Genomic DNA, 19,458 nt, shown 5'->3' on the forward strand with positions numbered 1-19,458 from the left:
GTGTAAATCCCTCATCCCCCTCGCCGCCATCGCGAAAGGGAAAAAGTGGACGACTTTTACGCCGCCCGCAGCAGCACTTCGCCGCCGCTACCGTGGTCTAATTTTGCACCGCCGTTCTCAGCCGCCGCGGTGATCGCGCTCGCGGTAGCCGGCGAAAAGCCCGCGCTGAGCGTCAGGTACTTCTGCATGTAACCGATGAAGATATAGAAGCCGATGCTGCCTGCCGCCGTCAGCCAGAACACCAGCAAAGTCTCGCGGCGATGCTCACTCAAAAGCTTCAGCGCCGGCACTTTGGGCGGCGCGGCCTTGCGCTGCTCGCGAAAAGCCTGGGTCTCGGGCAGTTCGCGGCGAAGATAGAATACGGCGACAGCCAGCGCTGCGCCGACGAGAAACGCGACCCGCCAACCCCAGGCACTCATTTGATCAACGCTGAGCACCGCCTGAAGCAGAAGCAGCAGCGCTAACGCCGCCAGTTGCCCCAGAACGAGCGTGACGCATTGAAAGCTGGACCACAAGCCGCGATACCGCCGCCCCGCCATCTCGCTGATATAGGTCGCGCTCGAGCCATATTCGCCGCCGACACTGAACCCCTGTGCCAATCGCGCAATCAGCAGCAGCGCGGGCGCGGCAATCCCGATTTCGGCATAACCCGGCGTGACCGCGATCAGCAGCGAGCCAAAGCACATCAGCGCGACCGACAGCGCCAGCGCCAGACGTCGGCCGCGCCTGTCGGCAAGGAGCCCGAACGCCAGAGCGCCCAGCGGACGCACGACGAAGCCGATCGCAAGTACGGTCGCCGACTGCAGCAGTTGCACGGTTCGATCGCCCGGAGGAAAGAAAATGGGCGCGAAGTAGAGCGAGAAGGATACGAACAGGAACCAGTCGAACCATTCGATAAAATTCCCGGCCGCACCACCGGCAACCGCCTTCAAGCGCCCTGGTCGGCTACCCGACCCTTGGGACGTCATGCGTTGAGACCACCGTCGACCACGAATTCGGCGCCTGTAGTGTAGGAAGAGCGGTCGGAGGCCAGAAACAGCGCCGTTTGCGCCAGTTCCTCAGCCGTGCCGAAGCGCTTCATCGGCACGGCCGCGCGCGCGGCGTCGATGAGGTCGCCATCGTCGTCGCGCAGCAGCATCGGCGTTTCCACGCCGCCCGGCAGAATTGTGTTGATGCGGATGTTGCGCCCCACAAGATCGTGCGAGGCATAGCGGGTGAGGCCGCGCAACGCCCATTTGCTGACGCCGTAACCGACATAATGCGGGTAGCCGCGCAGCGCTGCGGTGGACGCAACGTTGATGATCGAGCCGCCTGCGGTCATCAGCGGGACCATCGCCTGGATTCCGTGGAGGGCGGCAAACAGGTGAATATCCAGATAGCGCTGCATCGCGGCCGGATCGATCGCGTCCACGGGCTCGTATCCCGTGACGCCGGCGTTGTTGACGAGAATATCGACCCGCCCGAAGTTGTCGCGTGCCACTTGCGCCACCTGCTGCCAATCCGTGACGGAAGACACGTCATGGCGACAGAAGACGGCGCGATCGCCTAGCTCCTCCGCGATCCTGGCGCCGGAGTCCGTAATGTCCGTGAGGATGACGCTGGCCCCCTCGGCGTGGAACAGGCGGGCTTCCGCCTCGCCCTGACCGCGTGCGGCGCCCGTAATCACGGCAACCTTGTCGTGCAGCAAACCCATCAATTCTCTCCCATGCCGGGCGGCATTGACGCCGGCCTCGGCCTCTCTCTCACCTGAGGATTAGGCGGCCGCCGATTGCGAATCCGGCGCGGACAGGCCGAGCGTGCTGCAAACATGCCGCCCCGCCTGACGACCGAAGACGAGACCGCGCAGCACCGACGTCGCACCGACATAGAGATTGTAGTAGAGGCCGACCGTCTCGCCCGCGGCATAAAGACCAGGGATCGGCGCGCCATCGCGATTCACCACTTCGGCATCCTTGGTGATCTTCACCCCGCCGCAGGTAAAGGTGTTCGCGCACATGATCGGATAGGCATAGAGATCGGTCTCGTCGATCGGACGCGCCCAGTTCGACTTGGGCAATGCCAGCCCTTCGGTGGAGAGATCATCAAGACGCGTGGTGTCGTAATCGCCGTCCACGGTCGCCGCATTGTAGCTGCGGATCGTTTCGATGAGCGCGCGTTCCGGCACACCGATCTTCTTCGCCATTTCGGCCACCGACGTCGCGCGGATCGGCTCTTGATCCGTCTTGATGCGCGTGCGGATATTGGGGATGTCGAACAGGCGGCTGTCGAAAATCAGGTGCGCAATGCCAAGCTTCTGGCGCATGATCGTCCACGACACTTCATCGTAGATCAGCTCGTACCGGTTCGATCCCTCGTCCATGAACCGCTTACCGTGAACATTGACGAGAACGCCGTAGTTCACGACGGCAATCAGCGCTTCATGCCGGGGCGAGCGCGGATCGACCGGCTCTCCATGGAACATGTCGAACTGGCCCGCAGGCGCGGCACCCAGCGCAAGCATCATCTCGATGCCCTCGCCCTTATTGTAGACGCCGCCGGGGGAAACAGGGCGTGTAAGATGGGCATTATTGCCCACGTAACGCGTCATCATCTCGAGATTGCCCTGATAGCCCCCCGAAGCGACCACCACCGCCTTGGCCTCCAGCGCGAAGTTACCTTTTGCCTTCGACCAGCAGCGCAGACCGCGCACATCGCCCGCATCGTTCAAAAGCAATGAGCGGCCCGTCGTTTCGTAGTGAAACTCGACTCCCAGCTTCTCGGCCGCGGCCACGAGCGCTTCGACGATCGCGAGGCCGCCGCCGGACGGGCCCATGCGTTCCGGCCCCTTTTGCAGCAGCATCGGGCTGTGAAACGTGAACTGCACACCATGACGACGCAGCATCTGCATCGTTTCCGGCGCATTGTCCGCGAGCGCCATCACGATTTCGGGGTCGTTGAAAGGAAACGCCTTGACATTTTGCGGCCAGTTTTCGTAGTCGTTGGAAACTTCCTTCAACATTTCCGGGCCGATGGCGCCATGACCGCGTTCGATGAAGAGATCGACGAGATCGTCGGCGACTTCGTCTTCGGTCTTCATGCGCATCCACGCTTCGGTATAGCGCGAGTTACCCCCGCGTTCAGCCATGGGTGCACGCTCAAGCACCGCAACTTTCGCGCCGCCTTCGGCGGCAGAAACTGCTGCGGAAAGACCAGCAACTCCGCAGCCAATAACTACCATGTCGACGGCCATAAAAATCTCCCTTCATGCCTCCGCGCGCCAGGCGCGAAGATCGATGCAAAATCATGCTTGCTGGCCGAAACGATTAGCAATCCCGCGTATTGCATGCAATGTTTTTTGGCGATTGGGCGGAAAACGGAGTTGGCGCGGCCCGGACCGGTGGCGATGAGGCCAAGCCTGCCAGGAGCGGTCGAGGCCAGTCGATGGGCAGATCCATACCGACTATGCCGACGTCCTTCCCGTATGCGATTGTCATCGATGACGGGCGAGGGGACGCTTTCGTGGAGGTCGTGCAGCCCCGTCTCGCGGTGCTCACCGTCCGCCCCGATAGCGGCGCAGTGCGGGAAACAATCGCCCTTCCATCGCTCGCGCTGCGTCGATGTTGCGGTTCGTGACCGTCAGAGGCACGCGACCTGGCAGGACGGGAAAATTGTGACCTGGACGCCCTGGCTCCTTCGTTCTGGCTTCGACGTCAGGGCGCGACTTGGTGGCCTAGCACCTCCGTTCCGCGATCGATGAACCGCGAAAGACCCGACTTGCTGCTTAGGCAAAGTGCATGCAATATTGCCCTGCAAGGCGATGGGATCGCATCCACCAAGTCTTTCGGTTCGTGTGCCTGGCAATGCGCCTTCGGCAGATATCGGGCGGACCGAAGCTGGCGCAACAAAGCCGTCGCCGGAATTGAGCGTCGCTCACGATCAAGGGCGCATGGATCAGGGAATGAGGAATGAAGCTGGACGGCAAGGTCGCGTTCGTCACTGGCGGAGCGCGTGGTATCGGAGAAACGCTGGCGCGCGGATTTGCGGCGGAAGGCGCGCGTGTCGTTCTGGCCGATATAGATGTTGACGAGGCGGAGCAGGCGGCGGGGCGTTTTGCGGACGCTAGCGCCTTAGCGGTTCGTTGCGATGTCACGGACCGCGCATCGATCGCTGCAGCGATCGAGTGCGTAGCGGACCGTTTCGGCGGGATCGACATTCTCGTCAACAACGCGGCACGCCACCAATATGAATTCAATCAGCCGTGCACTGCCCTATCGCCCGAAAAGTGGCGCATGATCCTGGAGACCAACGTGCTGGGCGTCGTCAATTGCAGCACGCTCGCTTCGGTCGAGATGCGTAAGCGGGGCGGCGGCGCGATCCTCAACCTTTCCTCGGTTGCCGGCTATGTCGTGAATACCGCCTACGGCGTTACCAAGCTTGCGATCCGCGGGCTCACCATGGCGATGTCGGAAGAGCTTGCGCCCGACAATATCCGCGTGAACGCGATCGCTCCCGGCTTCATGGATTCGGCGACTGTCCTCGCGGATGTTCCGGGGGAGATCGCCGGTTCTTTCATCAACGAATACCAGTTGATCCACCGGCAAGGCCGCATGGGCGAACTGATTGGTGCCGCCAACCTGCTGTGTTCGGACGACGGTTCATTCATCACTGGCGAGACGATCATGATCGGGGGCGGTGCTGGCCGTCACGTCTGACATTCGTTTGCTTGGACTGTGTGGGAGTGCGGGTGCCCCGAGGAGCGAACCAGGGGGTGACCATGATAGCGAGAGGAGAAGGCTCAATGGGGGCGGAAGAGAACAAGGCGCTCGTCAGGCGCTATTTCCAGGCCGTGTCGGACAACCGGCCGGAAGAGGCCTGGACCATGCTCGCCGACGATGCGGTCTGGACGGTCGGGGGGCACTCGCCGCTTACCGGCACTTACAGCAAGGAGGCTCTGGCCCGCCTGACGGAAGATACGATCCTTGCCCGGCTGGTCGACGGCATGCGGATCGATCTCAAGCAACTGATCGCCGAAGGGGACAAGGTGTGTGCGGAGTTCGAAAGCACGGGGAAGCGCGCAGATGGGGCGATCTATAACAATCATTACCTGTTCGTTTTGACCATCCGCGATGGCAAGCTGTGGCGGTGCACCGAATATCTGGACACCTACCACTATAATGAGCTCATTTTGAGCTAGTCATTCAGGAGACGCCTCAGAGGAAAATGCGGGGTTCCGAAGGGCAAGACGGCAGTCGCTGCTGGTGAATTGCAATGCACGGCGGAACGCACAAATTGGTGAGAGCGAAGCGCTTTCATGGCGGAGCGCCTGGCGCGCGCATGCTGGAGGGATGGAATGGTTGAACTCGTGATCGAACAACGCCGCCGCGACCTCGGAGGCAATTTCGAGGTCGGGCGAGTGCTGCCGTTCGCGAAGCGGCGGATGGTGGGGCCGTTCATCTTCTTCGACCATTTCGGCCCTGTCGATCTGGCGCCCGGCGTCGATCGCAAAGTCGACGTGCGTCCGCATCCGCATATCGGGCTTTCCACGGTGACCTACTTGTTCTCCGGCCACATCATGCACCGCGACAGCCTGGGCTACGAGCAGTCGATCCGGCCCGAGGAAGTCAATTGGATGACTGCCGGGCGCGGCATCACGCACAGCGAGCGCTTCGAGCATGCGCGCGCGCAAGGCGATCGCATCCACGGTATCCAGGCCTGGGTCGCTCTGCCGGAAGAGAATGAGGAAATGGCGCCCATGTTCTCGCATCACGGCGAGAGCGACATTCCGCAATGGCGCGAGGGCGGCGTCAGCGGACACCTGATCGCAGGCACCGCCTATGGCCTGACGGCCGGCGCCCGCACGCTTTCGCCGCTGTTCTACGCGCATCTCGATCTGGATGCCGGGGCCAGCGCCGAAATCCCCGCCGATCATAGCGAACGGGCGGTCTATATCGCCACCGGCGCGCTTGAGGTCGATGGCGACCGGTACGATGCGGGGCGGATGCTGGTGCTGGATCGCGGCACTTCGCGGATCACGGCGGCGGAAGCATCGACCGTCATGGTCCTGGGCGGTGAGCCGCTGGGCGAGCGGTTTCTCTATTGGAACTTCGTGTCTTCATCGAAGGAGCGGCTCGGGCAAGCGGCGGCGGACTGGAAAGCGGGACGAATGAAGCTGCCCGATGCGGACGACGAGGAATGCATTCCGCTCCCCGATCAACCGGCCCCGCCAGCGCCGCCCATGTCCTGAGCAGGGCGACATCGCCTCCGCTTAGCGCACGGGGGCCAGCTAGGCCAGAAACCCGGCCATGTCCGCCGCGTGCGGCTTCCAGTCGAGCGCCTTGGCGCCGAGCCAGGCGTCGTCGTAGTATGTGGCCGCATAGCGCTCGCCGCCGTCGCACAGCAGCGTGACGATCGCGCCGTGCTCGCCCGCCGCCACCATTTCGCGGGCGAGCTGCGCGCAGGCAACGAGGTTGGTCCCGGTCGAACCGCCGACCCGGCGGCCGAGATGATCGGACAGCGCGCGCATCGCGCCAAGGCTCGCGGCATCGTCCACCGCGATCATCCGGTCGATCACGCCCGCGATGAAGCTCGGTTCCACGCGCGGGCGGCCGATGCCCTCGATCAGCGCAGCACAGCCTTCGGGGAGCGCGGTGACCGACGGCTCCTCGAAGTGGCGGTGGAACACGGAATGCACCGGGTCGGCGACGCACAGGCGCGTCGCGAAACCGCGATAGCGGATGAAGCGGCCGATCGTCGCCGAAGTGCCGCCGGTGCCGGCGCCGCACACGATCCACGCGGGGATCGGATGCGCCTCACGCTCCATTTGCGCGAAGATCGATTCGGCGATGTTGTTGTTGCCGCGCCAGTCGGTCGCGAGGTGGGCGTTGGTGAACTGGTCGAGATAATGCCCGCCGCATTCGGCCGCGAGCCTTGCGGCGACATCGTAGACCGTGCGCGGATCGCTGACCTTGTGGATTTCGCCGCCCTGGAAGCGGATGAGATCGAGTTTCGCTTCCGCGGTCGTCGCCGGCACCACCGCGATGTAGCGCAGCCCCAGCATCTTGGCGAAGTAGGCTTCGGACACGGCGGTCGATCCCGAAGAGGCTTCGACCACGCAGCTGTCGGGCCCGATACGCTCGTTGACCAGTGCATAGAGAAACAGCGAACGCGCCAACCGGTGCTTGAGGCTGCCGGTCGGGTGCGAGCTCTCGTCCTTGAGATAGAGGTCGATGCCGGCCACCGAGCGAAGCGGCACGTGGATCAGGTGCGTGTCGGCCGAGCGATTGGCATCGGCGGCAATGCGTCGCATCGCCTCGTCCAGCCAGGCGCGGTCTATGCGGGGTGGTTTGGCGTCATGAGTCATCGCACCCGCTTTGGCCGCTTCGCCCGCACCTGCCAAGACTTTCGGGCAGCCAGAGGCGGCGGAACATCGCCATGCGCGACACGTTGCTGCCCCAGGAACCCGTTGCAGATGCCCACCACTCCCAAGCAGGATCACCCCCAGCACGATGAACCCACTGCGCGGTTCGCGAGCGGGTCGATTCCCAAGCACCTCGTAGCGCAGACGCTGCCGATGATGATCGGCGTCGCCGCGATCATGTCGGTGGGGCTGGTCGATGCCTATTTCATCGGCCGGCTCGGCGCACGCGAACTGGCGGCGGTAAGCTTCATCTTCCCTGTCAGCATGGCGCTATCGAGCCTCGGCGTCGGCGTCATCGCCGGGATCAGCTCGGTCGTCAGCCGCGCGATCGGGGCGGGCGAAGGCGAGCGCGCGCGCGACGTGGCGACGCTGGGCATCACCGTGTCGGGGATCGTCGGCCTTGCCGTGGGGCTGGCGCTGTACTTGCTGAGGGGCCCGCTCTTCCGCCTGATGGAGGCCAACAGCGCGCTACTCCCGCTGATCGACTTGTACATGAAGCCGTTCTCCTTCGCCTTTCCGCTGCTGCTGTTCCTGATGGGAATCAGCGGAGCCTTGCGCGGGCAGGGCGCGGCGCGGCGCGCGGCGGCGATCCTGCTGGTCTATGCCGGCGTCAACGTGGCGCTCAATCCGCTGCTGGTGCTCGGTGCCTTTGGCTGGGGGGGCTTCGGCATCGCCGGCGCCGCCTACGCGACGATCACCGGCTGGTTGTGCGGCGGCATTCTCGCCTTCGTGCTGCTTCAGAGCAGCGACTTGCCGTTCCACCCGCGCGGGCTGGGGCGCACGCCCAGGCGGCGAGAGCTGGTGGCGCTCGGGCGCGTGGCAGGGCCGGCGGCGTTCTCCAATGCGATCAACCCGCTGGGCCTTGCCGTGCTGACCGGACTCGTTGCCACGCAAGGGCAGGCCTCGGTCGCGGGCTTCGGTGCGGGCGGACGCGTCGAGACTTTCGCGGTCGTGCCCCTGCTCGGCCTGTCGAGCTCGATCGGCGCGATCGTCGGCCAGAACTGGGGTGCCAGACAATTCGACCGGGTGCGCCTGGCCATGCTGTGGTCCTGCGGCTTCTGCCTCGTCTACGGCTTGCTCGCGGCAGTCGGCTTGTTCTTCGCGCGCGATGCCGTGGGCGCGTTCTTTGCCGACGAGGCTTCGATCAAGCAATCGCTGGCGACGTATCTTTCGATCGCGGTGTGGGGCTACGCCGCCTACGGCGTCCAGATCGTGTCCAACGGCGCGTTCAACGCCGTCGACCGCGCGAACACCGCGCTCTTGCAATCGGTGGGCCGGGTCGCGCTGGTGATGATCCCGGTCGCCTGGCTGTTGCGGCCGAGCTGGGGCGAGAGCGGAGTGTTCTTCGGCGAACTGGCCGCGAACCTGATCGGCGGACTGGTCGCGGCGGGATTTGCCTGGAAGATCTTCTGGTCGGGCTCAGCGCGCCGGGCGGAAGCGGGCGAGGCGCGACCCGAAGCGGCCCCGGCCTGACGCGCCCGTTCGCAGGGCAAACGATAGCCGCGCGGGCCGCTCTCTAGCGGCGCTTGCGAGCGAAAGGCCAGTCGATCACGCTGCTGGCCCACAGCGCCACCCAGATCAGCACCGGCTGAAATGCCAGCCTCGGGATGTGATAGCTGAGGCCCAGGCCGTGATCGGGCTGGGCCATGTCGATCAGCATGTGTTGCACGTTCGCCGGCCAGACGCACAGCGCATAAGCGGCCAGCCCCCACCCCGCGAGCCGCCGCAAGGGCGGCACGAATGGCTGGACGAGGCCGACAGCCCCGGCAAGCTCGGCTACACCGGTCAGTGCGACCACCGTGGCAGGTGCCGGCACCCATTCGGGGACAATCGAAACGAACGGGCCGGGCGAGGCGAGGTGCAACACCCCCGCCGCGGCGTAAGCGGTTCCCAGTACGACGCGTACGACTGCGCGAGGCGTCACGGCGCTCATTCGCCGGCGCAGTCGCTACGCATCAGTGCCGAAGCGATCAATTGGCCGAAGCCACCTTGCGATAGGGCACGAAGTCCTGAAGGCCGACGAAACCGCGCCAGAAGAAGCCGGGTCCGCGATCGCGAATCTGTATGGTATCGACATTGCAGAGCTGGCTGGTGCGCAAGTCGGTGACGAGGATGTCACGATCGTCGAGACGATCGGCGTTGGTCGGACGGTTCACCCAGATGGTATTGCCGCGACCATAGACGATGGCGGTCTTGTTGATCACTTGCGATTCGCGCGTCTGCCACAAGGGCAGGCACGACACCGGCTCTCCGGCCTCGCGACCTTCGAGTAGTTTTGCGAGCTTTTCCTCGCCGTTCACCCGGTCGCGAGCCAGTGCGGGGGGCGCTGAAAGGAGTGCGGCGGCGGTGAGGGCGGTAGCAGTGAGCGTTGCGAGCCTTTTCATGTCTGTTCTCCAGGGAGCATTTATGCTTCTCGATAACACAACGGCCCTGAACTCATGCTGAAAGGCCGCTCAATCGGGTGACGGAATCGTCTGCATCAGGCCGTACCGCCCACGGTCAATCCATCGATCAGCAGCGTCGGCTGGCCGACGCCCGCGGGCACGCTTTGTCCGCCCTTGCCGCAAACGCCGACGCCTTCGTCGAGCGCCATGTCGTTGCCGATGCCAACCACGCGATTGAGCACGGTGGGGCCATCGCCGATCAGCGTCGCGCCCTTGATCGGAGCGCCGATCTTCCCGTTCTCGACTTTGTAGGCCTCGGTGCACGAGAACACGAACTTGCCCGAGACGATGTCGACTTGCCCGCCGCCGAAGCTCTTGGCGAAGATGCCGTTCTTGACCCGCGAGAGCAGTTCGGCGGGATCGTCGTTGCCGGAGCGCATGAAAGTGTTGGTCATGCGCGGCATCGGGGCGTGGGCATAGTCCTCGCGGCGGCCATTGCCGGTCGCCTCGACACCCATGAGGCGGGCATTGAGGCGGTCCTGCATGTAGCCCTTGAGGATGCCGTCCTCGATCAGCACGGTCTCCTGCGTCGGCGTGCCTTCGTCGTCGATCGAGAGCGAGCCGCGGCGATTGGCGATCGAGCCGTCGTCGACCACGGTCACGCCCGGCGCGCCGACGCGTTCGCCGACCCTGCCCGAAAAGGCGCTGGTGCCCTTGCGGTTGAAATCGCCCTCGAGGCCGTGGCCGACCGCTTCATGGAGCAGCACCCCGGGCCAGCCGGGGCCGAGCAGCACGGTCATCTCGCCCGCCGGGGCATCGACGCTGTCGAGATTGATCAGCGCTTGCGCCAGCGCCTCATCGATCGCGCGGTTCCAGTTATCGGGCTTGAACAGATCGTCGTAAAGCCAGCGGCCGCCCATGCCGAAGCTGCCGCTTTCGCGGCGACCGTTCGCCTCGGCGACGATGCCGACGTTGAGCCGGACGAGCGGGCGGATGTCGGTGGCCAGGAAGCCATCGGCGCGCACGATCTCGACCACCGACCACGAGGCCGACAGCGAGCAGCTCACTTGCGCGACCCGCGGATCGCGGGCGCGTGCGGCGGCGTTGATGGTTTCGAGCAGCTTCACCTTCTCGCCGAACTCGATCGCGTCGAGCGGCGAGGCATCGGTGTAGAGATGCCGGTTGCTGAGGCGCGGCGGGGCCGGGCGGATCCCGCTCGACGGGTCGAGCAGCTGCAGCGTTTCGCCCGCGCGGCGGATCGCGGCGCCGCTGATCTCGTTGGCATGCGCGAAACCGGTCATTTCGCCCGACACGCCGCGCAAGCCAAAGCCCGCATCGCGCGAATAGTCGGCGGTTTTCAGCCGGCCATCGTCGAAGCCGAAGCTCTCCGAGGCAATGAACTGCATGTAGAGTTCGCCGTCGTCGCACGTCTTGAGCGTCTCGGCGGCGAGCGCTTGCGCTTCCTCCGGAGAAAAGCCGTTGCGGTAGATGAGCGAGCGGGGGTCGGGTGCTGTTGCCATGCTTCCGAATATAGGGGGCCGATCGCAAACCGAAAGTCATCGCCTCGCGGCGCTTGTCGGATCGGGAGGCAGGCCGTACCCGAAGCGGCGAAGTCCAACGATGGATGCGCGCTATGAATGGATTGATCGGCATCGCTGCGATTGTCGCGATGCTGCTTCTGGCTGGAGCCTTCGTTGGCCTTGTCGATCGCAAGCGGACCTCGTTCGGGTGGCTTGCGATCGGCGCGCTTCTCGTCCTGCTCAACGATGCCTTGCTGACGAACGTCTACGGACTGCTTCCTGGCGCGTGGCCCGATGCGGACTGGAACTGGCAGGGCAAGGCGCTGGCGCTGACGGCATCGCTGGTCATCGCGGGACAGGCGGCCTTCGGATGGCGCCGCGTGGGGCTGACCCTGTCCCAGGCGAAAGAAAGCGGGCGGTCAGCCGTGCCGGTTTCGCTGCTCTACCTCGGATTTTTCGTCGCCATCGGCCTCGCCTTCGACAATGGCTCGCCCACGACGGAAGACATCGCGTTCCAGGCGACGATGCCCGGCCTGGAGGAGGAGCTATTCTATCGCGGTCTGCTGCTCTACGCGTTCGATCGGGCGTTTGCGGGCCGCTGGCGCTGGATCGGTGTCGAATGGGGATGGAGCGCGGTGTTCTCCAGCGCGCTGTTCGGTCTGGCGCATGCCTTCGGCTACGGTGCCGATGGCTTCGCCTTCGATCCGATCACGATGGCGCTGACGGCTGTGCCGGCGTTCCTGGCGGTCTGGCTGCGGCTGCGAACCGGCAGTCTGCTGCTGCCGATCCTGCTCCACAATTTCGGCAACACGATCGGCCTGCTGATCTGATGCCTCAGCAGGTCACGGCTCAGGCGACCGCGTCGCCCGCACCCGGAAGATCGCCCGGCATGACTTCGTTGATGCCGCGTTCCTGTTCGCCCTTGAGCACGAAGCGGCGGTCGCAATAGCCGCAGTCGACGTAGCCCCGCTGGTCGATTTCCATGTAGACGCGCGGATGGCCGAGCGCGGCGCCGGCGCGAATGTCGGTGGCGCCGTCGCACCAGACGCGGCGGGATTCGGTGTGGACGGTTTCGGGCACGCTGCTCATCCCGCAGCCATTATCAGCGGCGCGCGTGCAATTCCAGATGGGAATGCATCGCTCGGCCCCTTTACCAATGCGACCGTACAAGCCACATGCTTGCCCGCATGACCAGTTCTCCTGCCATTTCGATCCGCGACGTCGTCAAGCGCTATGCCCCCGCGGGCGGCGAGGCCAAATTGGCGCTGAAGGGGGTTTCCTTCGATGTGCCGCAAGGCGGCATCTTCGGGCTGCTCGGCCCCAACGGGGCTGGCAAGTCGACCCTGATCAACATCATGGCGGGCCTCGTCCAGAAGACGGCCGGCACGATCGACGTCTGGGGCTTCGATATCGATCGCGACATGCGCAACGCCAAGCGATCGATCGGCATCGTGCCGCAGGAGATCGTGTTCGATCCGTTCTTCACCCCGTTCGAGGTGCTCGAGATCCAGGGCGGGCTCTACGGCGTCGCGAAAGCCCTGCGGCGCAGCGAGGACTTGCTCAAGGCGGTGCACCTCGCCGACAAGCGCGATGCCTATGCACGCACGCTTTCGGGCGGGATGAAGCGGCGTCTGCTGATCGCCAAGGCGCTCGTCCACGCGCCGCCGGTGCTGGTGCTCGACGAGCCGACCGCGGGCGTCGACGTCGAACTGCGCCGGCAGCTGTGGGATCTCGTCACCGAAATGAACAACGAGGGTGTCACCATCGTGCTGACGACGCACTACCTCGAAGAAGCCGAGGCGCTGTGCGACCGGATCGCGATCATCAACCACGGCGAAGTGATCGCCAACAAGACCACGCGCGAACTGGTCGAGATGGCGCGCGAGAAGGTCGTCGTTCTCACGCTCGACCGCGATCTCGGCCAACTGCCGGTCGACGCCGCCTTTCTCAAGAGCGAGAAGACGGGCGAACGCACGATCGAAATCACGTACGACAAGGACAAGTCGAATGCCGGGCGCGTGCTTGCCGCGGTCCAGCAACAGGGCTTCTCGATCGTCGACGTGACGACCCGCGAAGCGGATCTGGAAGACGTTTTCGTATCGCTGACGAGCAGTGCGGCCTAGCGCGCCCAAGCCGGCGATACGTTCACGCCGGATCTTTTTTGTGCGGCCGCCATTGTCGCGTGGAGATGCGGTAGATCGATCGTCCGCAGCGCTTGCAATGCCCGACGAAGCGGCCGTTCTTCCACTCCACATGCGCTCGATCCGGTTCGTGCGCGATAAACAGGCAAAATACCCGGCTGATAGACATTTCAACACCCTTCGCGCCCACCCCGCGAGCGCAATTGTGATGGCGAATCATAGACTTCGCGTTTCGCGAAAGGATTGAACTGCTCATGCAAAAACGAAGATTGCTGCACCGCAGCACAGCCCAATGCCGCGGGAATCAGTACGTATTTCCTAGTATCAATTGAAACATTTTGCAACGCACAATGTGCGGTGAATGCATTTCTTGCAGTGTATCAAGGACATGGGCATGGAATTACTATGAATTCGAACCAACCCAGTACTTCCGCGCATGATGTTATCGTCATCGGGTCCGGCGCAGCCGGTCTGACTGCGGCCCTGGCGCTGGCGCAGGACCACAAGGTGCTGGTCCTGGCGAAGGGCACGCTCACCGGTGGATCGACCGCGTGGGCGCAAGGCGGCATCGCCGCCGTTCTCGATGCGGGCGATACCTTCGAGAACCACATCCGCGATACCATGGTGGCCGGGGCAGGGCTCAATCGGCGTGAAACGGTCGAGTACGTCATCGAACGCGCGCCGCATGCGATCGAGCGGTTGATGGCGCTGGGCGTACCGTTCAACACCGAAGGGTCGAACGCCGACAAGGCCCTCCACTTGACTCGCGAGGGCGGTCATTCGCATCGGCGGATCGTTCATGTCGACGACGCCACCGGCTGGGCGGTGCAGTCCGCGCTTTTGCAGGCCGCGCAAGCCAATCCCAACATCACGCTGCTGCCGGGCCGCGCCTGCATCGACCTTATCACCGGACGGCACGAGAAACGCTACTCGGGCTCGGGTCGCGTTTGGGGCGCCTATGCGCTCGATGAGGCGACCGGCCGCGTGGAAACGCACGTGGCGCGCGCCACCGTGCTGGCGACGGGCGGAGCGGGCCGCGTCTATCAGTTCAGCACCGCCCCGCGCGGCGCCACGGGCGACGGCATCGCCATGGCCTGGCGCGCGGGCGCACGCGTCTCCAACATGGAAATGATGCAGTTCCACCCGACCTGCCTCTACAACCTCGAGGTCAAGAACTTCCTCATCACCGAGGCGGTGCGCGGCGAGGGCGGGCAGCTCAAGCATCCCGTCACCGGCAACCGCTTCATGCCCGAATACGACGAGCGGCTGGAGCTGGCCCCGCGCGACATCGTCGCGCGCGCGATCGACGATCAGATTAAGCGCTTCGGACTCGACTACGTCCACCTCGATATCAGCCATCAGCCGCCCGAGTTCGTGAAGGAGCATTTCCCGACGATCCACGAGAAGCTGCTGTCGCTCGGGATCGACATGACCAGGGAGCCGATCCCGGTGGTGCCGGCGCAGCACTATACCTGCGGCGGGGTGCTGATCGACCTTGCCGGGCGAACCGACTTGCCGGGCCTCTACGCCGCCGGGGAGTGCACCGAAAGCGGGCTGCACGGCGCCAATCGCCTGGCCTCGAACTCGTTGCTCGAATGCTTCGTGTTCGGCGAGGCGGCAGCGGCCGATATCCTGGATCGCTGGGATGCGTTCGACGAACCGCCGCCGATCAATCCCTGGGACGAAAGCCGCGTCACCGATTCGGACGAGGAAGTCGTCATCAAGCAGAACTGGACCGAGATCCGCCGCTTCATGTGGAACTACGTGGGCATCGTGCGCACCACCAAGCGGCTCGAACGCGCCCAGCACCGCATCGCCATGCTCAATCACGAAGTGGAGGAGTATTACAGCAACTTCCGCGTCGCGACCGATCTCATCGAACTGCGCAACCTGCTGCAAAGCGCGGAGCTGATCGTCAGCTCGGCGCTCAAACGGCACGAGAGCCGGGGCTTGCACTATACGCTCGATTATCCGGCGATGCTTGCCGAGCCCCGCGATACGGTGCTGGTGCCGTGAGGATGGACGTCGGGGCCTGATCCTCGCGGGGTGCGTGGGGCTGCCACGGCTCCTTTTTCGCCATGGGCCTAGCACCTCGCTCCGACCTCGGCCCCACCGTCATGCTGAACTTGTTTCAGCATCTATCGTGCCTCCCGCTGCGACCTGAGCGGGGGGCGAAATGGATGCTGAAACGAGTTCAGCATGACGATGATTTGGGCGTGTGCGCCTTGCTGGGCGTGCCCCTGGATTCCGTGTGGGCCCAGTCGGCCGCAGGCGCTATCAGCCTATCCCGAGAATCCGGCCGAGGAAGATCAGCACGATCGCGCCGATGATCGAGGCGAGGCAGCCCGCGCGATGGAAGTCGCGCTGGCCGCGGCTGGTGAGCAGCCCCGCCACCAGCGATCCGCCGACGCCCAGCAGGATCGTCGCGATCCAGCCCATATCGACCGCGCCGGGATAGAAGAACCGCGCGAGAATACCGATGATGAGGCCGCTGATGATGGCGCCGATGATGTTCAACATGGGTCGTCGTTGCTCCTGTGATGAGATCCCTTCGTGGCCTACAACTGCGACATGGCAAAGCGGTTGCAGGCGAGCGACAGATGTGCCTCGATCGACGTCGTGAAACGGGCACTCGGTTCGTCGCAAGCCAGATTCCATTTGGCGCGATATTGATGTGGAAAAATAATGACGTGTGCGGGGTCCTCCACCCCCTTGCGTTGTGTGGCGGCCTAGCAAAACCGGCGCGTCGCAGTGGCGGCCCAGCGTTCGCCGGGGCCACTCCGCCGGACCTGGCGCAAGAGCCCGGCCCCTTGCGCGTAAATTTCAAACCGGCACTATAGGTAGTGGCTCGTTGATCAGGGGAGCTCAACACCTAGATTCCAAAAGTGCTCGCGTCATTCGGGTCGGACGCAGGGAAATCGGGGTTGGGCAGCCTTTTCAGCAGCAGGGCGTGACGCATGGGCGAAGACCTTGTTCACGCTTTGTGCTGAAATCTGGTAGGACTTGGCAATGGCCTGGCCGACTCGAACGAATATGGAACGCGGATTGGTCCGCTCCTCGAAGGAGCAGGCTGAGCATGGGGGCTGGCAATGGATTTTAGGAACGGTGTTGAAAGCGAGATCGGAAGCCAAGACGTGGACACGACGACCGGCTCGGATGGAGCCGATCAGGATGTTCTCGAAGCAAGGGAGGCGGGCAATGACCCGGCAATCGCGATGACCGAGAAGAGCGACCAGGGCACCGCGGAGCTCGTGACCGAGCCTGCGCTCGCTGCGGGCAAGGCAACCGATTCCAAGTCGATCTACGATCGCCGCTTTGCCGTGGTGATCGACGAATCTCGCGATGCGCTTCTGACCGATTTCGGCCGGGAGACGCTCGACGACCGCTACCTGCTGCCCGGCGAGAAGTATCAGGATATCTTCGCGCGTGTCGCCGCCGCCTACGCGGACGATCAGGAGCACGCGCAGCGGCTCTACGACTACATCTCGAAGCTGTGGTTCATGCCCGCGACCCCGGTGCTGTCGAACGGCGGCACGGGGCGCGGGTTGCCGATCTCGTGCTATCTGAATTCGGTCGACGATAGCCTCGAGGGCATCGTCAACACCTGGAACGAGAACGTGTGGCTCGCTTCGCGCGGCGGCGGCATCGGCACCTATTGGGGCCAAGTGCGCGGCATCGGCGAGCCGGTCGGCCTCAACGGCAAGACCAGCGGCATCATTCCCTTCGTGCGGGTGATGGATTCGCTGACGCTGGCGATTTCGCAGGGCTCGCTGCGGCGCGGCTCTGCAGCCTGCTACATCGACATCCACCATCCCGAGATCGAGGAATTCCTCGAGATCCGCAAACCCTCGGGCGATTTCAACCGCAAGGCGCTCAACCTGCATCACGGCGTGCTCGTCACCGACGCTTTCATGCAGGCCGTGCGCGAAGGGGCCGAGTTCGATCTGCTCAGCCCGAAGGACGGCTCGGTGCGAGGCACCGTCGATGCGCGGGCGCTGTTCCAGAAGCTGGTGGAAACGCGGCTGGCGACGGGCGAGCCCTACATCGTGTTCTCCGACACGGTGAACCGGATGATGCCGGAGCATCATCGCGAACTCGGCCTCAAGGTCTCGACCTCGAATCTGTGCAGCGAAATCACGTTGCCGACGGGGCGCGACCATCTCGGCAACGATCGCACCGCGGTGTGCTGCCTCTCCTCGCTCAATCTGGAAACCTGGGAAGAGTGGCAGGGCGAGAAGCGCTTCATCGAGGACGTGCTGCGCTTCCTCGACAATGTGCTGTCGGACTACATCGAGCGCGCGCCCGACGAGATGGCGCGGGCCAAGTATTCGGCCATGCGCGAACGCTCGGTCGGCATGGGCGTGATGGGCTTCCACTCGTTCCTGCAGAAAAAGGGCATCGCCTTCGAAAGCGCGATGGCCAAGGCCTTCAACCTGAAGATGTTCCAATACATCAACCAGAAGGCGAACGAGGCCTCGATGCTGCTGGCGAACGAGCGCGGGCCGTGCCCCGACGCCGCCGACGTCGGCGTGATGGAGCGCTTCAGCTGCAAGATGGCGATCGCGCCGACCGCGTCGATCTCGATCATCTGCGGCGGTACCTCGGCGTGCATCGAGCCTATCCCGGCGAACATCTATACGCACAAGACGCTCTCGGGCAGTTTCGTGGTCAAGAACCCGTACCTGCAGCAACTGCTCGCGGCGAAGTCCAAGGATTCGACCAATGTGTGGAACTCGATCCTCGAACACGGTGGATCGGTGCAGCACCTCGATTTCCTCAGCCCCGAGGAAAAGGCGACTTACAAGACCAGCTTCGAGATCGATCAGCGCTGGCTGCTCGAATTCGCGGCTGATCGCGCGCCCTATATCGATCAGGCGCAGTCGCTCAACCTGTTCATCCCTGCCGACGTGGACAAGTGGGACTTGATGATGCTGCACTTCCAGGCCTGGGAGAAGGGCATCAAGTCGCTCTATTACCTGCGTTCGAAGTCGGTGCAGCGCGCCGGGTTCGCGGGCGGCGTGGAAGCGGACAACACCTCCGAATTGCCCAAGTTCGAACTTGGCGAGACCACCGACTACGACGAGTGTCTCGCCTGCCAGTGACACGAACGGTTCGGCGCGCCGGCTTTGCCGGTCAGCGCTGATCCGGCCGTTCGCCTTCGGGAAGCAGTCGCGGCACCGGGTAGGACTTGTCCACCGGCTTGTCTGCCTCGCGGGGCGAACGGATCTCGGGCACTTCGATCCGCAAATTTGCCCAGGGCGGCACTTCCCTATCCGGCGGTTTGGCCGAATGGAATTGCGTCGGCGATAACGCGCTTCCGCCGATGCGCGGCGTTCCCTTGGGCAGCGTGCGTGGCGATGACGGGCGAGCCACCGGGGATGCAGGCGTCGCGGCGGTGGTGGTGGCCGCGCGCGTATACGTAACGTTCTGTACGATCACCCATCCGCCGTCGGCGTCTTTCAACGAGACGGTCAGGCGCCGGGTTCCGCCGTCTCCATCCTCGAAGATATAGCGCAGTTCGCTGCGAGCACCGCCCGAATTCAAGACGGTGTCCCACCACCAAGTCTGGCCCAGGCGACGCCCGGTGCCGGTCATCACGCTGCCGGTTTCGTAATCGGTGCCCCGCATCCGGTAGACCCCGGCATCCTGATCCCACGATAGGACGGAGACGCTATCCGAGCGATCATCGGCACCATTCGAGACTGCCTCGCGGCAAGCCACGGCGCTGCGATCGTCGATCCAGCTGCAAGTCTCGGTACCCGAAAGCGAGAGGTAATCGCTTCGTGCGTCGGGTCGCACCGTACCAACTTGGTCCCATTCGCCGACGAAGAACGCTAGCGCGGCAACCGGCGTCTCGGCACCGGGCTGCGTCGACTGCGCCGCGATCGCGCTGCTGAAGAGGGGGCCGGACAAGAGAGCGGCCATGGCTGCAAACGTCTTGATGGCAGACTCTCCTGTCCATCAAGCGCGCTCGTTGAGAGACGCGCGATCCATCCCGCGCTAAGCAGAGTTAACCG

The 19,458-nt window shown here is 64.2% G+C and carries 19 protein-coding genes; 8 read left to right on the top strand and 11 right to left on the bottom strand.

What is annotated here, in order from left to right:
• Positions 1 to 56 precede the first annotated feature (56 nt).
• The 3 genes from GQO94_RS15895 to GQO94_RS15905 are packed head-to-tail and all read right to left on the bottom strand — an operon-like array spanning position 57 to position 3,229.
• Positions 57 to 932 (bottom strand): MFS transporter, encoded by an 876-nt coding sequence (locus GQO94_RS15895; RefSeq protein WP_198045995.1) that lies wholly within the window; start codon positions 930 to 932, stop codon positions 57 to 59.
• A 32-nt stretch (positions 933 to 964) separates the two neighbouring features.
• Positions 965 to 1,693, bottom strand: a complete 729-nt coding sequence (locus GQO94_RS15900; RefSeq protein WP_156842424.1) for an SDR family NAD(P)-dependent oxidoreductase — start codon at positions 1,691 to 1,693, stop codon at positions 965 to 967.
• A 60-nt stretch (positions 1,694 to 1,753) separates the two neighbouring features.
• A complete protein-coding gene (locus GQO94_RS15905; RefSeq protein WP_156842425.1) occupies positions 1,754 to 3,229 on the bottom strand; it encodes an FAD-dependent oxidoreductase in 1,476 nt (491 codons plus the stop codon).
• Positions 3,230 to 3,944: 715 nt separating this feature from the next.
• On the opposite strand from GQO94_RS15905, the gene GQO94_RS15910 reads away from it, so the two are divergent.
• The 3 genes from GQO94_RS15910 (at position 3,945) to GQO94_RS15920 (ending at position 6,223) form a co-directional block, all read left to right on the top strand.
• Positions 3,945 to 4,691 carry an SDR family NAD(P)-dependent oxidoreductase gene (locus tag GQO94_RS15910; RefSeq protein ID WP_156842426.1) on the top strand — a complete coding sequence of 249 codons (747 nt, stop codon included), beginning with the start codon at positions 3,945 to 3,947 and terminating at the stop codon, positions 4,689 to 4,691.
• An 86-nt stretch (positions 4,692 to 4,777) separates the two neighbouring features.
• Positions 4,778 to 5,173 carry a nuclear transport factor 2 family protein gene (locus GQO94_RS15915; protein ID WP_198045996.1) on the top strand — a complete coding sequence of 132 codons (396 nt, stop codon included), beginning with the start codon at positions 4,778 to 4,780 and terminating at the stop codon, positions 5,171 to 5,173.
• A gap of 156 nt (positions 5,174 to 5,329) precedes the next feature.
• Positions 5,330 to 6,223, top strand: a complete 894-nt coding sequence (locus GQO94_RS15920; protein WP_156842428.1) for a pirin family protein — start codon at positions 5,330 to 5,332, stop codon at positions 6,221 to 6,223.
• 39 nt (positions 6,224 to 6,262) lie between these two features.
• Here GQO94_RS15920 and GQO94_RS15925 read toward each other — a convergent pair whose 3' ends face one another.
• A complete protein-coding gene (locus GQO94_RS15925; protein WP_156842429.1) occupies positions 6,263 to 7,339 on the bottom strand; it encodes a PLP-dependent cysteine synthase family protein in 1,077 nt (358 codons plus the stop codon).
• A 108-nt stretch (positions 7,340 to 7,447) separates the two neighbouring features.
• Here GQO94_RS15925 and GQO94_RS15930 point away from each other — a divergent pair, with 108 nt between their 5' ends.
• Positions 7,448 to 8,869 carry an MATE family efflux transporter gene (locus GQO94_RS15930; protein ID WP_156842430.1) on the top strand — a complete coding sequence of 474 codons (1,422 nt, stop codon included), beginning with the start codon at positions 7,448 to 7,450 and terminating at the stop codon, positions 8,867 to 8,869.
• 43 nt (positions 8,870 to 8,912) lie between these two features.
• On the opposite strand, the gene GQO94_RS15935 is transcribed toward GQO94_RS15930, so the two are convergent.
• From GQO94_RS15935 to tldD, 3 genes are all read right to left on the bottom strand, one after another.
• The gene (locus GQO94_RS15935; protein ID WP_156842431.1) at positions 8,913 to 9,329 is read right to left on the bottom strand and encodes a DoxX family protein; all 417 of its coding nucleotides are present in this window, start codon (positions 9,327 to 9,329) and stop codon (positions 8,913 to 8,915) included.
• A 37-nt stretch (positions 9,330 to 9,366) separates the two neighbouring features.
• Positions 9,367 to 9,780, bottom strand: a complete 414-nt coding sequence (locus GQO94_RS15940) for a hypothetical protein (RefSeq protein ID WP_156842432.1) — start codon at positions 9,778 to 9,780, stop codon at positions 9,367 to 9,369.
• Positions 9,781 to 9,875: 95 nt separating this feature from the next.
• Positions 9,876 to 11,300 (bottom strand): metalloprotease TldD, encoded by a 1,425-nt coding sequence (gene tldD / locus GQO94_RS15945; RefSeq protein WP_156842433.1) that lies wholly within the window; start codon positions 11,298 to 11,300, stop codon positions 9,876 to 9,878.
• A 113-nt stretch (positions 11,301 to 11,413) separates the two neighbouring features.
• On the opposite strand from tldD, the gene GQO94_RS15950 reads away from it, so the two are divergent.
• A complete protein-coding gene (locus GQO94_RS15950; RefSeq protein ID WP_156842434.1) occupies positions 11,414 to 12,130 on the top strand; it encodes a CPBP family intramembrane glutamic endopeptidase, BDIM_20840 family in 717 nt (238 codons plus the stop codon).
• 19 nt (positions 12,131 to 12,149) lie between these two features.
• On the opposite strand, the gene GQO94_RS15955 is transcribed toward GQO94_RS15950, so the two are convergent.
• Positions 12,150 to 12,389 carry a zinc-finger domain-containing protein gene (locus GQO94_RS15955; RefSeq protein ID WP_156842435.1) on the bottom strand — a complete coding sequence of 80 codons (240 nt, stop codon included), beginning with the start codon at positions 12,387 to 12,389 and terminating at the stop codon, positions 12,150 to 12,152.
• A gap of 98 nt (positions 12,390 to 12,487) precedes the next feature.
• On the opposite strand from GQO94_RS15955, the gene GQO94_RS15960 reads away from it, so the two are divergent.
• Positions 12,488 to 13,423, top strand: coding sequence for an ABC transporter ATP-binding protein (locus GQO94_RS15960; RefSeq protein WP_156842436.1), 936 nt, complete (start codon positions 12,488 to 12,490; stop codon positions 13,421 to 13,423).
• A 22-nt stretch (positions 13,424 to 13,445) separates the two neighbouring features.
• Here GQO94_RS15960 and GQO94_RS15965 read toward each other — a convergent pair whose 3' ends face one another.
• Positions 13,446 to 13,661: a hypothetical protein gene (locus tag GQO94_RS15965; protein WP_156842437.1), complete on the bottom strand. Its 216-nt coding sequence runs from the start codon at positions 13,659 to 13,661 to the stop codon at positions 13,446 to 13,448.
• Positions 13,662 to 13,846: 185 nt separating this feature from the next.
• Here GQO94_RS15965 and nadB point away from each other — a divergent pair, with 185 nt between their 5' ends.
• A complete protein-coding gene (gene nadB / locus GQO94_RS15970) occupies positions 13,847 to 15,457 on the top strand; it encodes an L-aspartate oxidase (protein ID WP_156842438.1) in 1,611 nt (536 codons plus the stop codon).
• A 261-nt stretch (positions 15,458 to 15,718) separates the two neighbouring features.
• Here the strand turns inward: nadB and GQO94_RS15975 are convergent, their stop codons facing one another.
• Positions 15,719 to 15,961: a GlsB/YeaQ/YmgE family stress response membrane protein gene (locus tag GQO94_RS15975; RefSeq protein WP_156842439.1), complete on the bottom strand. Its 243-nt coding sequence runs from the start codon at positions 15,959 to 15,961 to the stop codon at positions 15,719 to 15,721.
• 569 nt (positions 15,962 to 16,530) lie between these two features.
• On the opposite strand from GQO94_RS15975, the gene GQO94_RS15980 reads away from it, so the two are divergent.
• A complete protein-coding gene (locus GQO94_RS15980) occupies positions 16,531 to 18,543 on the top strand; it encodes a ribonucleoside-diphosphate reductase subunit alpha (protein ID WP_156842440.1) in 2,013 nt (670 codons plus the stop codon).
• Positions 18,544 to 18,574: 31 nt separating this feature from the next.
• Here the strand turns inward: GQO94_RS15980 and GQO94_RS15985 are convergent, their stop codons facing one another.
• On the bottom strand, positions 18,575 to 19,366 hold the full coding sequence (locus tag GQO94_RS15985; protein ID WP_156842441.1) for a hypothetical protein: 792 nt from the start codon (positions 19,364 to 19,366) through the stop codon (positions 18,575 to 18,577).
• Positions 19,367 to 19,458 lie beyond the last annotated feature (92 nt).

Source organism: Novosphingobium aquimarinum (assembly GCF_009746585.1).
GTDB lineage: Bacteria > Pseudomonadota > Alphaproteobacteria > Sphingomonadales > Sphingomonadaceae > Novosphingobium > Novosphingobium aquimarinum.